Origin of the sequence: Stenotrophomonas acidaminiphila (genome assembly GCA_002951995.1) — a bacterium.
GTDB classification, from domain to species: domain Bacteria; phylum Pseudomonadota; class Gammaproteobacteria; order Xanthomonadales; family Xanthomonadaceae; genus Stenotrophomonas; species Stenotrophomonas acidaminiphila_A.
In genome coordinates this window covers 964744-978890 of sequence record CP019797.1, presented here as the reverse complement: position 1 = coordinate 978890, position 14147 = coordinate 964744, and the positions used below count along the sequence as shown (strand labels likewise).

The 14147-nt window shown below is 70.4% G+C and carries 10 protein-coding genes and 1 tRNA gene; 5 read left to right on the top strand and 6 right to left on the bottom strand.

What is annotated here, in order from left to right; genetic code table 11:
- Positions 1-253 precede the first annotated feature (253 nt).
- The 5 genes from B1L07_04355 (at position 254) to B1L07_04335 (ending at position 8288) form a co-directional block, all read left to right on the top strand.
- Complete coding sequence (locus B1L07_04355) at positions 254-844, top strand: RNA polymerase subunit sigma-24 (GenBank protein AUZ56450.1); 591 nt, start codon at positions 254-256, stop codon at positions 842-844.
- Positions 819-1808, top strand: coding sequence for a hypothetical protein (locus B1L07_04350; GenBank protein AUZ54466.1), 990 nt, complete (start codon positions 819-821; stop codon positions 1806-1808). The genes B1L07_04355 and B1L07_04350 overlap by 26 nt, the downstream gene beginning before the upstream one ends.
- A 125-nt stretch (positions 1809-1933) precedes the next feature.
- Positions 1934-5278, top strand: a complete 3345-nt coding sequence (locus tag B1L07_04345; protein AUZ54465.1) for a hypothetical protein — start codon at positions 1934-1936, stop codon at positions 5276-5278.
- 63 nt (positions 5279-5341) lie between these two features.
- Positions 5342-6958 carry a hypothetical protein gene (locus B1L07_04340; GenBank protein ID AUZ54464.1) on the top strand — a complete coding sequence of 539 codons (1617 nt, stop codon included), beginning with the start codon at positions 5342-5344 and terminating at the stop codon, positions 6956-6958.
- Between the two features lie 82 nt (positions 6959-7040).
- Positions 7041-8288 (top strand): hypothetical protein, encoded by a 1248-nt coding sequence (locus B1L07_04335; GenBank protein AUZ54463.1) that lies wholly within the window; start codon positions 7041-7043, stop codon positions 8286-8288.
- A gap of 121 nt (positions 8289-8409) precedes the next feature.
- Here the strand turns inward: B1L07_04335 and B1L07_04330 are convergent.
- The 6 genes from B1L07_04330 to B1L07_04305 all read right to left on the bottom strand — a co-directional run bounded on the left by B1L07_04330 (position 8410) and on the right by B1L07_04305 (position 13912).
- Positions 8410-8484 (bottom strand) — tRNA-Val (locus B1L07_04330).
- 157 nt (positions 8485-8641) lie between these two features.
- Positions 8642-8995 carry a pilus assembly protein PilZ gene (locus tag B1L07_04325; protein ID AUZ54462.1) on the bottom strand — a complete coding sequence of 118 codons (354 nt, stop codon included), beginning with the start codon at positions 8993-8995 and terminating at the stop codon, positions 8642-8644.
- The gene (locus B1L07_04320; GenBank protein ID AUZ54461.1) at positions 8992-9951 is read right to left on the bottom strand and encodes a DNA polymerase III subunit delta'; all 960 of its coding nucleotides are present in this window, start codon (positions 9949-9951) and stop codon (positions 8992-8994) included. Before B1L07_04320 ends, B1L07_04325 begins: the two co-directional genes overlap by 4 nt.
- Entirely contained in the window at positions 9948-11009 is a 1062-nt protein-coding gene (locus tag B1L07_04315; protein ID AUZ54460.1) for an aminodeoxychorismate lyase, read from the bottom strand. The genes B1L07_04320 and B1L07_04315 overlap by 4 nt, the downstream gene beginning before the upstream one ends.
- A gap of 130 nt (positions 11010-11139) precedes the next feature.
- Positions 11140-12483, bottom strand: coding sequence for an aminodeoxychorismate synthase, component I (locus B1L07_04310; protein ID AUZ54459.1), 1344 nt, complete (start codon positions 12481-12483; stop codon positions 11140-11142).
- 166 nt (positions 12484-12649) lie between these two features.
- Positions 12650-13912 carry a beta-ketoacyl-[acyl-carrier-protein] synthase II gene (locus B1L07_04305; protein AUZ54458.1) on the bottom strand — a complete coding sequence of 421 codons (1263 nt, stop codon included), beginning with the start codon at positions 13910-13912 and terminating at the stop codon, positions 12650-12652.
- Between the last annotated feature and the right edge of the window lie 235 nt (positions 13913-14147).

The window sequence follows — 14147 nt, the reverse complement described above, 5'->3', positions numbered from 1 at the left end:
GTGAAACATGTGCCCGCAACGGCAACGCGACTGGCACCGCGGCGCATGCGTGGCACCGGCGGCCGGCAGCAATCGACGCCCGGTGGCGGTGGTCCGGGTGCGCCGCGTGGTCCATCGCGGCAGCTGCGGCCGCGGTGGCTGTAACCAGACTGCAACCGCGGCGACGGCATGATCCCGCCCTTGCATGCGGGGTGCCGGGGCTGGGGAAGAACACTTGTCGCTTTCAATTGAAGAGACCGGGGCCGTCGATGCCCTGCTCGACGACGGCGCAAGGACACGCTGGTTCGTGCGCCACATCCTGCCGCACGAGCCGGCACTGCGGGCCTGGCTCGGGCGCCGCCACGGCGCCGGCTTCGATGTCGACGACATCGTGCAGGAAAGCTACGCGCTGCTGGCCGAGCGCCCCCGGCTGGACGACATCCTCAATCCACGCGCCTATCTGTTCCAGGTCGCGCAGTCGCTGGTGATACGCAACCTGCGCCGCGCGCGGATCGTGTCGATCCAGGCGATGGAGGACTTCGGCCACGTCGAATTCGCCGACGCCGCCGCCACCCCGGAAGAGCGCGCCATCGACCGCGACGAACTGCGGCAGCTGGCGCAGGCCATCGCCGCGATGCCCGGCCAGACCCGCGAAGCGTTCGTGCTGCGTCGCGTGCACGACCTGCCGCAGCGGGAAATCGCCCGGCGCATGCGGCTGTCCGAAAGCACGGTGGAAAAACACATCTCCCGTGGCATCCGCTGGCTCGGCGACTGGATCAGCGCCGGCCTGGCCCATGCCCCTTCCCCCTCCACGCAACATGCGGACACGAGATCGCCCCATGGACGGACCCGAAAGCAGCGCTGAGATCGCACGGGCCGCCGCGGCCTGGGTGGCACGCATGGACCGGGCGCCGCTGGACGCGGCCGACCAGCAGCGGCTGCGGCTTTGGCTGGCAGGCGATATCCGCCGCCGCGGCGCGCTGGTACGCGCGCAGGCGCTGTGGCAGCAGGCCCACGCTGCCGGCAACACGCTGCACCGCGCGCACCTGCAGGCCGCCGCCAGCGCCACCGCCACGGCGCCCGCCCGCAACCGCGGCGATGGCCGCTACCGTGCACTGCTGCGCTGGTCCGGCGCGGTGGCCGCCTCGCTGGTGCTGGCCGCGCTGTTGTTCGTCAGCGTCCCGGTACCCACCGCCTATGCCACCGCCAAGGGCGAGATGCGCCGGGTACCGCTGGCCGGCGGCTCCACGCTCACCCTCAACACCCAGAGCCGGGTCAGCATCCACGACGACGACGGCCGCCTGCGGGTGGAGGTGGAGCGCGGCGAAGTGTTCTTCGAGGCCGCGGCCAATGCCACGCCATTGCGGGTGGAGGTCGATGGCCGCCGCTTCGACGCGGGCACGGCGGCGTTCGCCGTGCGCCGGCTGGCCGGCCAGCCGGCGCAGATCGTGGTGCAGACCGGCTGGCTCGATGCGGTGGACGGCGGCGCGGTGCGCGCCGGCATCGGCGCCAACATGCGCCTGTCGCTTCCGGCCGGGCACGCGGCGGCCGCGCCCACGCCGCTGTCGGCCACCGACCTGCAGCAGGAGCTGGCATGGCGCGACGGCAAGATCGCCTTCCGCGGCGAGTCGCTGGCGGACGCGGCGCACAGCTTCTCGCGCTACAGCGACGTGCGCATCGTCATCACCGACCCGGACCTTGCGGGTGAACCCATTACCGGCCTGTTCGCCGCCAGCAACCCGGTCGGCTTCGCGCGTGCCGCGGCCGCGGTGTTCGGTGCGCAGGCCCATCAACGCGACGGCGTGGTCGTGCTCAGCCGGCGGCCGTGACCGATGCCGGCGCCTGCCGCCGCGCCGGCACGCCCATGAATTTTTCGTGACAGATGGAGGAAGCACCCGGTGCCGCAGCTCTATGAAGGGACCCCGTCGGGCACCCCCACACCAAGAGCAGCGAAATGATCCAACCGAAGAAGCTCCTACTGGCCAGCGCCGTGGTACTGGCACTGGCGTCCACGCCCCAGGCGATGGCGCAGCAGCGCCACTTCAACGTACCGGCGCAGCCGGCGGCGCATGCGATCCCCGAGTTCGCCAGCCAGGCCGGCGTGCAGATCGTGGCGCCCGCCGGCTCACTGCAGGACATCCACACGCCGGCCATCCGCGGCGAAATGGATGCCCGCGATGCGCTGCGCAGACTGCTGCAGGGCACCGGACTGGAGATCCGTTCGGACGACGGCGGCATCATCACCCTGCGCAGGAAGCAGGCCGCCGGCGGCACGCCCGCACAGGGCACCGGCTACATCACCGGCAGTGTGTTCGACCCGGCCACCGGTGGCTTCCTGCGCAATGCCGCGGTGCGCATCACCAGCGCCGCCGGCACCCGCACGGTGTACTCGGGCGAGCGTGGCGAGTTCGCGCTGGCCGACGTGCCGGCCGGCGAGGTCACCATCAGCGTCAGCTACGCCGGCTTCGGCGAGGTCGAGAAGACCGTGCGACTGGACGACGACGGCCGCGAACGGGTGGACATCGAGCTCTACAGCACGCTCGCCGGGCGCGGCGACGGCGCCGACACCACCCTGGACACGCTGCAGGTGGTCGGCGCGCGCGAAGGCGACGCCCGCGCGATCATGGAACAGCGCGCGTCGATGAACATCACCAACACGCTCTCGGCCGACAGCTACGGCGAGATCATCGACGGCAACCCGGGCGAGTTCCTGAAGAACATGCCGGGCGTGGATTTCGACGTCACCGCCGACGACGTGCCGCGCAACATCTCGCTGCACGGCCTGCCGCAGCAGTACACCGGGGTGACCATCAACGGCGTCAAGCTGGCCGGCGTGGATGCCAACGACGGCGCCGCCGCCTCGCGCACCTTCAGTTTCGAGCAATCGGCCCTGACCGGCGTCGATTCGATCACCGTCTACACCACCAGCGGCGCCGACATGGACGCCAACGCCCCGGCCGGCACCATCGACATCCGCACCCGCAAGGCGTTCGACGGCAAGGGCCGGCGCATCACCGTCGATGTCAGCGGCGCCACCCACGCCGCGCTGTGGGACAAGTACCGCAGCGGCCCGCGCGAGGGCGGCTACGACCGCAGGTTCCTGCCCGGCTTCAAGGCCAGCTACGCCGACGTGTTCCTCGACGGGCGCCTGGGCGTCGCCGCCGGCATCAGCAACAGCACCAGCCTGGTCGAGCATGTGCAGACCACCGCCAACCGCAACTACATTCCCACCGCGGCGAGCCCGGAGCCGTATGCGGTCACCTCGATCGTCGGCACCAACTACGAACGCGAGTACAACCGCCGGGCCGCCTCGCTCGGCGTGGATTTCAAGGCCACCGACCAGCTGATCCTGTCGCTGATGGCCTCGGCCAGCCGCGGCGACATCGAAGCGGCGCAGCCCGCGCCCACGTTCACCACCAATGCGCGCTCGCGCGGCGTCCAGGGCGACCCCGCGCTGGATTTCACCACCCGCTCCACCGCCACCGCCACCACCCTGAGCACGGCCAGCACCTACAACTACAAGTTCGGCCACAGCCGCAACCTGATCCCGAGCTTCGAGTGGAGCACCGAGAAGTTCCGCCTGGCCGGCAACCTGTTCTACTCCAACTCCGACAGCCAGTACGACTCCACCCGCAAGGGCCAGGTGCAGACCTTCAACCCGGTCACCTCGACCGGCAACTTCAGCGCCTCGCGCAGCAGCCAGTACGCGCAGGACTGGAACATCGTCCAGACCAGCGGACCGGACTGGAGCCTGCCCTCGAGCTACACCTTCAGCGGCCCGGCGACGGTCACCACCCGCAGCGGCAAGACCGCCGAGGCGCGCAACAGCGGCGGCAGCCTGGACCTGAGCATCTTCCAGGACATCGGCAGCGTGCCGGTGACCTGGAAGACCGGGCTGAAGCTGTCCACCACCCGCTACGCCTACGAGAACACCTCCGCCGCGCACAAGTGGACCTACACCGGGCCGATGGGCAAGGCCGAACTGCTCGAACACATCCGCAGCGACAACGTGTTCACCTTCGGCCGTGGCGGCATGACCGTGACCACGTTGAACGGCGGCAGCCTGTACATGCCCAGCCTGACCAGGCTGTACCAGATGATGCAGGCCAACCCGGAACAATGGAGCAACACGCTGACCGCGGCGAACTGGTACGACGCCCATATCGCCAACTCGCGCCGGCTGGACGAGCAGATCGGTTCGGCCTACGTCATGGCGACGGCCGATTTCAGCGCGCGCCTCAAGGGCCAGTTCGGCGTGCGCTGGGAGCAGACCCGCAACACCGGCCATGAGTTCGACCCGCTCAGCGCGCAGGAAGTGGCGGCCGCCGGCCATGCCGTGGACGCCGGCAGCGGCCGCGCCACCACCATCGAGGGACTGAAGTACCAGTACCTGACCCGCGACCGGATCGAGCGCCGCAGCCGCTACGACGACTTCTTCCCCAGCGCCTCGCTGAAATACTCCTTCGACAATGGCCTGGACCTGATCGCCGGCTACAACCGCGCCATCCAGCGCCCGGACGTGGGCGTGATCGCCGGGGTGTGGTCGGTTGCCGAGACCGAGGACGGGACCGTGGTGACCGCGCCCAACGCCAACCTCAAGCCGGAGTACTCGGACAACTTCGCGCTGCGCGCGGTGAAGTACTGGGAACCGGTAGGCCTGGTCGCGCTGAACTACTACCACAACCGCATCCGCAACGGCATCGTCGCCCGCAACCTGTCCGCGCAGGAGTTCGGCTACAGCGGCGACCAGTATGCCGACGCCACCTTCAGCACGTCGGCCAACCAGTCCGACCGCGCCATCAGCGTCGATGCCTGGCAGCTGGAGTTCAACCATGCCATGGACTACCTGCCCGGCGTGCTGCGTGGCCTGACCGTGCGCGGCGCGTACATGTACGCCAATCCGTCCGAGCCGCTGCCGCGGGTGGCCTCGCAGGTGGCGCAGTTCGGCGTCGGCTGGAAGTACGGGCGCGTGCGGCTGAGCCTCAACAGCGTCTATTCCAACGAGAAGGACCGTGGCCAGACCGGCAACATCGCCACCCCGGGCGGGACCATCACCCAGTCGCAGCCGTTCATTCCCTACGCCGAGGTCAACCTGTCGGGCAGCTACACCTTCATCCGCAAGACCCGCGACAACGTCCTGGGGCTGGAGGCGTTCTTCTCGGTGAACAACCTGCTCAGGCGCCACCGCGGCACCTGGTACGCCAACGACGAGATCTGGCCCGGCAGCAGCGGCCACCACAGCCAGATCGACATCTACAGCGGGCAGAAGGCCTCGATCGGCATCCGCGCCCGCTTCTGAGCGGGCCGTCCACATCCCTCCGGCGCGCGCACCGCGCGGTGCGCCGCCTCCTGCACATCGAGGATGACCATGCGCACGTTTCCCGAACTCAGCCGCCGCAGGTTCCTGCTCGGCGCCAGCTCGCTGGCCCTGTTCGCCGGCCTGGCGCCGGCACGCGGCGTACGCGCCGCACCGCCGCTCGAAGGCTACCCCTTCACCCTCGGCGTCGCCGCCGGCGACCCCTGGCCCGACGGCTTCGTGATCTGGACCCGGCTCGCGCCCAGGCCGTTGCATGAGCACGGCGGCATGCCGATGGTCGCGGTGCCGGTGAAGTGGCAGGTGGCCGAGGACGCGCACTTCGCGCGCGTCGTCCGGAGCGGCGAGTACCTGGCACGGCCCGAACTCGGCCACAGCGTGCACGTGGAAGTGGCCGGGCTGCAGCCGGCGCGTCCGTACTGGTACCGCTTCATGATCGACGGCGGCGACGCCAGCGCCACCGGCAGCGCACGCACCGCGCCGCGCGCCGGCGCCATCCCTGAGCGCCTGCGCATCGCCGTGGCCGGCTGCCAGGCCTACTTCCATGGCTGGTTCGATGCCTACCGCCATCTCGGCGAGGAACCCGAGCTCGACGCCCTGTTCCACTACGGCGACTACATCTACGAAGGCAGCGAAGCGGCGTCGCGCAAGGCCGGGTACGCGATCCGCGACGCGGCCGGCAACCCGGTCGAGCGGCTGCACCATGGCGACGAGCTGTACACCCTGGACGACTACCGCCGCCGCTACGCGCAGTACAAGAGCGATACCGACCTGCAGGCCGCGCATGCCGCCGTCGCCTTCATCTGCTCGTTCGACGACCACGAAGTGGACAACGACTGGAACGGCCCCTGGGACCAGGACCGCACCCCGCCGGAACTGTTCGCGCTGCGCAGGCTGCACGCGATGCAGGCCTGGTACGAGAACTCGCCGGTACGCCGCGCGCAGCTGCCGCGTGCCGATGGCGGCACCGCGTATTTCCGGCGGCTGGACTACGGCAACCTGCTGCGCATGCACGTACTGGACACGCGCAGCCACCGCAGCAACCAGATCTGCCCGAATCCCAGGTCGCTGGCCAAATGCCGCTTCGAGCAGGGCCAGGACTCGAACATCCTCGGCGCGGAACAGGAAGCCTGGCTGCATGCAGGCCTGGGCGGCGGCAGCCGCTGGAACCTCATCGCCCAGCAGGTCTGGGTGATGCCGCTGCAGGGACGCGACCCCGACGGCCGCCTGCACGGCGCGTACGAGGACAAATGGGACGGCTTCCCGGATTCGCGGCGACGCCTGCTCCAGGGCATCCACGACCGCAAGCTCGGCAACGTGGTCATCGCCACCGGCGATGCGCACATGAATGCCGTGGCCGAAGTGCCGCTGCGCGACGACGAGCGCGACGGCCCCGCGGTGGCGACCGAGTTCCTCGCCACTTCGATCTCGTCCAATGGCGACGGCGCCGTCGATTCGCCGAGCGTGCGCCGCTTCGACCAGGCCGACAACCCGTTCCTGAAGCTGATCGACAACCTGCGCGGTTACCACGTCCACGAGATCAGCGCCACGCAATGGCGCACCGATATCAGGGTGATGGACCAGGTGCAGCGCAAGGGCGGGCGGATCTCCACCCGCGCCAGCTTCATCGTCGAACCGCACGTGCCCAAGCTGCACCGCGCATGACACCCGCGCCGGTACTTCCACGTCCACTTCCGCATCGGCATTTCCGCGGCTGCCCGTCGGCCGCGCTCCCGCCTACACGCCCATGAACACACGCATCCTGTTGCTTGCCTTGCCGGCTCTGGCCGCCAGCGCCTTCGCACGGCCACCGGAAATCGGCCAGCCGCTGCCGCCATGGCGCGACGGCGAACTGGACATCCACCACATCAACACCGGGCGCGGCGACGCCCTGTTCTTCATCCTTCCCGACGGCACCACCCTGCTGGAGGACGCCAGCGGCAAGACGGTCGAAGCGCCGCCGTTCTCGCTGCCGAGCCGGCCCGATGCGTCGCGCCCGCCGGGGGAATGGGTCGCGCGCTACGTCCAGCGGGTGCTGCCGCGCGGCCACGGCGGCATCGACTACGCGCTGCTCTCGCATTTCCATGGCGACCACATGGGCGCGATCACCGCCGACTCCCCGCTCGCCGCCAACGGCGCCTACCGGCTCAGCGGCATCACCCAGGTCGCCGAATCCGTGCCGATCGCCACGATCCTGGATCGCGGCTGGCCGCACTACGACTTCCCGGCGCCGATCCGCAACGCCACGCTCGACAACTACCGCCGGTTCCTCGACTGGCAGATCCGGCACCGCGGCCTGAAAGTTGAACGCTTCGCACCCGGCCGCAACGACCAGATCGCGCTGCTGCATGCGGCCGGCAACTACCCGGGCTTCGAGATCCGCAACCTGTATGGCAACGGCCGTGTCTGGACCGGCCAGGGCAACGCCACCCGCGACCTGTTCCCGCCGCTGCACACCCTGGGCAAGGACCAGCAGCCGATCGAGAACATTCTCAGCAACGCCTTCGTCATCCGCTATGGCAGGTTCGATTATTTCAGCGGCGGCGACCTCAGCGACGAGCGCGTCGCCCTGCCCGATGGCGACGGTGCGTGGCAACAGGTGGAACGGCCAGTGGCCGAAGCCGCCGGCCCGATCGATGCGATGAAGGCCAACCACCACGGCAGCTGGGACGCCAACAGCGCCGCGTTCCTGGCGGCGCTGCGCCCGCGGGTGATCGTGGTGACCGCACGCGCCGAAGGCCACCCGGCGGTGAACACCTGGCACCGGCTCACCTCGAAGGCGCTGTGGCCCGGCGAGCGCGACATCTTCGTCACCCACGTGTCCGAGGCCACCGCGCGCACCACCTACGGCATCGAGCGGCAGGCGCGCAGCACCCAGGGCCACGTGGTGATCCGCACCGCTCCCGGGGGCGACAGCTACCGCGTGTTCGTGGTCGATGACGGCGACGAGCGGATGCGGGTCAAGGCGGCGTTCGGCCCCTACCCGGCGCAGTGAGCGCAAACCGGGCGCATCGCGCAACCCGCGGTGCAGCCCGGACGACGGGCGATCCAGACCACGGAAGGCAAAACGCAAAAGACCGGCCTGGGGCCGGTCTTCATGCGTTGCAACAGTGTCTTGGTGGGCGGTGCAGGGTTCGAACCTGCGACCCTTGCCGTGTGAAGGCAATGCTCTACCGCTGAGCTAACCGCCCGTGTTGCGAGCCGCTCATTATAGGGGGAATCGCGAAGACGTCAACGGATCAATGCAACTTTTTTGCAGGCCCGGCCCGGTACCGCGACGGGCCCGCCAAGGCGGCCTGCCGGCGCGTGCATCCCGCCCCTGCGGGGCGCCGGCGGCGCCCACGCCACCTACATGGTGTGGGTCGGCTTGTCCGAACCGGCGGTGCCGGCCAGCAGGGTCTCGATGCGGCCGCGGATGGCCTCGCCGTCGGCACCGTCGGCCAGCTGCACGCCGATACCCGCCTGGCGGTTGCCCTGCGCGCCCAGTGGCGTGACCCACACCACCTTGCCGGCGACCGGCAGGCGCTCGCTGGAATCGGGCAGGGTCAGCAGCACGAACACCTCGTCGCCGAGGAAGTAGCGCTTGGGCGTGGGCACGAACACGCCGCCGTTCTTCACGAACGGCATGTAGGCGCTGTACAGCGCGGCCTTGTCCTTGACCGCCAGGGAAAGAATGCCCTGGCGCGCGTTCGTCGCACTCATCGGTTGTTTCCTTTGGATGGCGGCGGGTTGGCCGCGGCCCAGCCCAGCAGCAGCTCCACCATCGCCAGATCGGCGCGCACCGTGGTGCGCAGCAGGTCGCGGGTGCGGTTGGCGGCATCGAACCAGGCGGCCAGCTTGTGCAATCGGCCCGGATCGGTCAAGCCGTCCGTGGCCCGGCGCAGGGCCAGATCGGCGGCATGCCGCAGGCGCAGGTCGGCGTGTTCGTCACCGCTCCAGCGCTGGGCCAGCTCCACCGCGCCGACGCGCCCGCCGGCGAGCCTGTCCAGTTCCTCGGCCACCTGCCGGCGCAGCGCCATGCCCTCGCCCTGCAGCCAGCGGTCGGCCAGCCCGGGATGGCCGCGCGCGGCGTCGAGCGCTTCGCGCGCGGCGCCTTCGGCATGCCCCTGGCGCTGCAGCCAGGCCAGCGCTTCCTCGCGCGGCGGCAGCCGGAACTCCAGCCGCTGGCAACGGCTGCGGATGGTCTGCGGCAAGCGCGCGGGGTCGGCGCTGACCAGCCACAGGTAACGACCGGGCGCGGGCTCTTCCAGGGTCTTGAGCAGCGCGTTGCAGGCGGCACGGTTGATCGCATCGGCCGGGTCGACGATCACCACCTGGGCCGCGCCGTACTGCGGCGTCAGCGCCAGCTTCTGCGAGATCTCGCGCACCTGCTCGATCACGATCTCGGTACGCAGCTTGTCGCCGGTCTTGTTGGGGATGAAGGACACCACCTGCAGGTCCGGGTGGGTACCGGCGGCGATCAGCTGCGCGTTGCGCGCGCGTCCGGCCGCGTCCATGCCGGTATCCAGCACGTGGCGGGCCAGCGCCATCGCCACCGCGCGCTTGCCCATGCCGGCCGGCCCGCACAGCAGCAGGCCATGGCCGAGGCGGCCGGCGTCCAGCGCCGCCACGGTCTGGTCATGGGCGCGCTGCTGCCAGGGGGCGAAAACGTCGCTCACTGCTGCGCCTCCACCGCGCGGTTGTCGCGCAGTTGGCGCAGGTAGCGCGCCACGGCCGCGTTGTGTTCGGCGTAGGTCGCCGAGAACACGTGCGCGCCGCTGCCGTCGCCGACCGCCACGAAATACAGCGCGTCGCCCGGCGCCGGGCGCGCGGCCGCGGCCAGCGCATCCTTGCCGGGCATGGCGATGGGCGTGGGCGGCAGGCCGGCACGGGTATAGGTGTTGTACGGCGTGTCGGTGGTCAGGTGGACCTTGCGGATGTTGCCGTCATAGGCACTGCCGATGCCGTAGATCACGGTCGGGTCGGTCTGCAGGCGCATGCCCATTTTCAGGCGGCGCGCGAACACCCCGGCGATCTGCGGCCGCTCGGCGGCCAGGCCGGTTTCCTTCTCGACGATCGAGGCCAGGATCAGCAGTTCATAGGGCGAGGCCAGCGGCAGGTCCTCGCTGCGCGCGGCCCAGGCTGCGGCCAGTTCCTTTTCCATCGCTGCATGGGCGCGCCTGAGCACGTCCAGGTCGCTGTCGCCGCGCTGGTAGACATAGGTCTCCGGCAGGAACCGCCCTTCCGGGTGCTGGTCGGGAAAGCCCAGGCGGCGCATCAGCTCGGCATCGTCCAGCGCATCGGTTTCGTGCAGCAGCGGCTCGGCCCGCCGCAGTGCGGCGCGCAGCTGGCGGATGTTCCAGCCCTCGACGAGGGTCACGCGGTGCTGCAGCACCCTGCCCTGGCGCATGCGCAGCAGCAGTTCGCGCGGGGTGAGCGCGTCATCCAGCGCGTACTCGCCCACCTTGAGCTTGCCGGCGGCGTCGAGCTGACGTGCCAGCAACTGCCACTGGTAATCGCGGCCTTCGCCGATGCCGGCCTGGCGCAGCTTGTCGAGCACGGCGTTGAGGCCATCGCCGCGGGCGACCACCACGCTGTCCTGGCTCGGCGTGAGCCGCACCTCGGCGAACTGCGCCTGCCGGTAGTAGAACCAGCCGCCGATGCCGACGACGATGCCGGCCAGCGTCAGCAGCAGCATCAGCACCGTCAGCAGACAGCCGCGTTTGCCAAGCCCCATGGATTACCTCGAAGTCCGATCCTGCCGCGCAGGATACCGCGCGCCGCGTCGCGGCCGCCAAGCAATCGCCCGGCGCGGCTGCCGGCGTTGACGGCCCGGCAGGCTTCCCGCCATGGCGGTGGCCGCGGCGCTACAGCGCGCGCAGCAGGCCGCGCGCCTTGGCGCGGGTCTCGTCCAGTTCGCGCGACGGGTCGGAATCGACCACGATGCCGGCGCCGGTGCGGAAGCGCACGGTGTCGCCCTGCACCTCGGCGGTACGGATCAGGATGTTCAGGTCCATGTCGCCATCGCGGTTGAGCCAGCCGAACGCGCCGGTGTAGGCGCCCCGCGCGGTCTGTTCCAGCTCGGCGATGATCTCCATGCAGCGCACCTTGGGGCAGCCGGTGATGGTGCCGCCCGGGAAGGTCGCGGCGATCACCTGCCCCGGGCTCACCTCCGGGCGCAGCCGCGCGCGCACGTTGCTGACGATGTGGTGCACGTGGGCGTAGCTTTCGACCGTCATCAGCTCGTCCACTTCGACGCTGCCCGGCGCCGCGATGCGGCCCAGGTCGTTGCGCTCCAGGTCGATCAGCATCACGTGCTCGGCACGCTCCTTGGGGTGGCCGACCAGTTCGCGGATGCGCGCGGCATCGTCGTCGCCGTCGAAGCGCGGGCGGGTGCCGGCGATCGGCCGGGTCTGCACCACATCGCCGTGCACCGACACCAGCCGCTCCGGCGAGGAACTGACCACCGCGCGCCCGGCCGCAGCGAACAGCCCGGCGAACGGCGCCGGATTGGCCTGGCGCAGGCGCGCGTACAGCGCCGCCGGCGCCAGCGGCCGCGCGAAGCGCGCCTGCCAGCGGCGCGAGAGATTGACCTGGAACACATCGCCGGCATGCAGGTAATCGATCACCCGGCGGACACCGTCGATGAACTGCGCGTCGGCGTCCTCGTCCAGTGCCAGCGGCGGCTGCCAGGCCGGCAGCTCCGGCAGTTGCCGCGCCGCGTGCAGGTCCTGGCGCAGCTGCGCGAACACGGCGTCGCGGCCGTCCTCGGCCAGCGCGATGCAACGTCCGCTGTCGCGGTCGCGCAGCACCGCCGCCGGGCAGCGCAGGGCCAGCGCGGCGGGCAGGCCGTCGACGCGCGCCGGCAGCCGCAGCACCGGTTCGATCTGCCCGGCCAGCTCGTAGTCGAGCAGCAGCGCCCAGCCACCCCGGAACGGAACCGCCGCAGCGTCCGGATCGCGCGCGATGCGCAGCGCCTGCCAGTCGCGGTCCAGCGCGTCCAGGAAGCCGCCTTCGACCGGGGTACCGTCTTCGCGCCGCACCGTGCCATCGGCATCAAGCCGCAGTTGGCCGCCATCGGCGACCAGCAGCAGGTCCCAGCGGCCCTGGCGGCCGGCGGCGGTGGATTCGAGCAGCAGCGGGTAGCGCTGCGGGGACAGCCGATGCAGCGCCAGCAGGTCGGTGTCGGCGTGCAGGGGGAAAAGATGCATCGGTGGCCCGGAGATCAGGAGGGCGGCGCCTGCGCCCGGCGGGGGAAGATTCCCTGCGGCGCGGGTGCGGGAACCGCGCCGCCGGTGCGGGTGGACCCGGGCATGACCCGGTGCGCCCGCGCGCCGCCCCCTCTCCCGGCAGGGAGAGGGCGCAGCAGACGGCGGCTCAGACGCGCTTGAACACCAGCGTGCCGTTGGTGCCGCCGAAGCCGAAGCCGTTGGACATCACCACGTCGACCCTGGCCTGGCGCGCGACATTGGGCACGTAGTCCAGGTCGCAGCCTTCACCCGGCTCGTCCAAGTTGATGGTCGGCGGGATCACGTTGTCGCGCAGCGCCAGCACCGAGAAGATCGCTTCCACGCCGCCGGCGGCGCCGAGCAGGTGGCCGGTCATCGACTTGGTGGAGCTGACCATCATCCGGTAGGCGTGGTCGCCGAAGGCGGTCTTCATCGCCATGGTCTCGCCCACGTCGCCCAGCGGCGTCGAGGTGCCGTGCGCGTTGAGGTAACCGACCTGCTCCGGGGTGACGCCGGCGTCCTTCATCGCCGCGACCATGCAGCGCGCGGCGCCTTCGCCGTTCTCGCTCGGTGCGGTCATGTGGTACGCGTCGGAGCTGGCGCCGAAGCCGGCCAGTTCGCAGTAGATCTTCGCGCCGCGCGCCTTGGCGTGCTCGTATTCCTCGAGGATCAGGATGCCGGCGCCGTCGCCCAGCACGAAGCCGTCGCGGTCCTTGTCCCACGGCCGCGAGGCGCGGGCCGGGTCATCGTTGCGGGTGGACATGGCCTTCATCGCGCAGAAGCCGCCCACGGCGGTCGGCGAGGAGCCGCGCTCGGCGCCGCCGACCACCATCACGTCCGCGTCGCCGTACTGGATCATGCGCATCGCGGTGCCGATGGAGTGATTGGACGTGGCGCAGGCCGAAACCGCCGAGAACGACGGCCCCTTCAGGCCGGCGATGATGCTCAGCTGCCCCGGCAGCATGTTGATGATGGTCTTGGGCACGTAGAAGGGCGAGATCTTCTTGCCCTCGTGGAACTCGATGGTCTGTTCCTCGATGCCGAGCAGGCCGCCGATGCCGGCGCCGATGATGGCACCGACCCGCTCGGCGTTGGCTTCGGTGATCTCCAGGCCCGAATCGTGCAGGGCCATGAACGAGGCACCGAGGCCGTAATGGATGAACGGGTCCATCTTCTTGGCATCCTTGCCGCTGACCCGGTACTTGCCGAACTGTTCGTTGTCGGCGGTGATGTCGAACTCCTTGACCTCACCTGCGATCTTGGTGGTGAAGCGTTCCAGGTAGGCGTCGGCGATGTGGGTCAGCGGACCGATGCCGGAACGGCCTTCGATGATGCCCTGCCAGCTGCTGGCCAGATCATTGCCCAGGGGCGAGACCATGCCCAGGCCGGTAACGACGACGCGACGCTTCATTGCGGTTTCTCCTGACCCGGTGCTCGATGCGGGTATGACGCGGGGGACGCGGATGCACATGGCCGTTCACGGCCGGATTCCAGATTGCGTGGGCGCGCCGCTGGCGCGGCGTCCACGCCCACCGGACGGGCCGCTGCGCGGCCGGCGCCCGAATGGGATGGGGCCGCTGTCGCGGCCCCATGGGCTTGCCGTGCGCGGCATGCGGACGTGCCGCCGCCGCGCATCAGCCGCCGGT

Excerpts from the sequence above, each read along its gene's own strand:
- B1L07_04350 (AUZ54466.1), top strand. The coding sequence starts at position 819 with ATGGACGGACCCGAAAGCAGCGCTGAGATCGCACGGGCCGCCGCGGCC.
- B1L07_04345 (AUZ54465.1), top strand. The coding sequence starts at position 1,934 with ATGATCCAACCGAAGAAGCTCCTACTGGCCAGCGCCGTGGTACTGGCA.
- B1L07_04340 (AUZ54464.1), top strand. The coding sequence starts at position 5,342 with ATGACCATGCGCACGTTTCCCGAACTCAGCCGCCGCAGGTTCCTGCTC.
- B1L07_04335 (AUZ54463.1), top strand. The coding sequence starts at position 7,041 with ATGAACACACGCATCCTGTTGCTTGCCTTGCCGGCTCTGGCCGCCAGC.
- B1L07_04325 (AUZ54462.1), bottom strand. The coding sequence starts at position 8,995 with ATGAGTGCGACGAACGCGCGCCAGGGCATTCTTTCCCTGGCGGTCAAG.
- B1L07_04315 (AUZ54460.1), bottom strand. The coding sequence starts at position 11,009 with ATGGGGCTTGGCAAACGCGGCTGTCTGCTGACGGTGCTGATGCTGCTG.
- B1L07_04310 (AUZ54459.1), bottom strand. The coding sequence starts at position 12,483 with ATGCATCTTTTCCCCCTGCACGCCGACACCGACCTGCTGGCGCTGCAT.
- B1L07_04305 (AUZ54458.1), bottom strand. The coding sequence starts at position 13,912 with ATGAAGCGTCGCGTCGTCGTTACCGGCCTGGGCATGGTCTCGCCCCTG.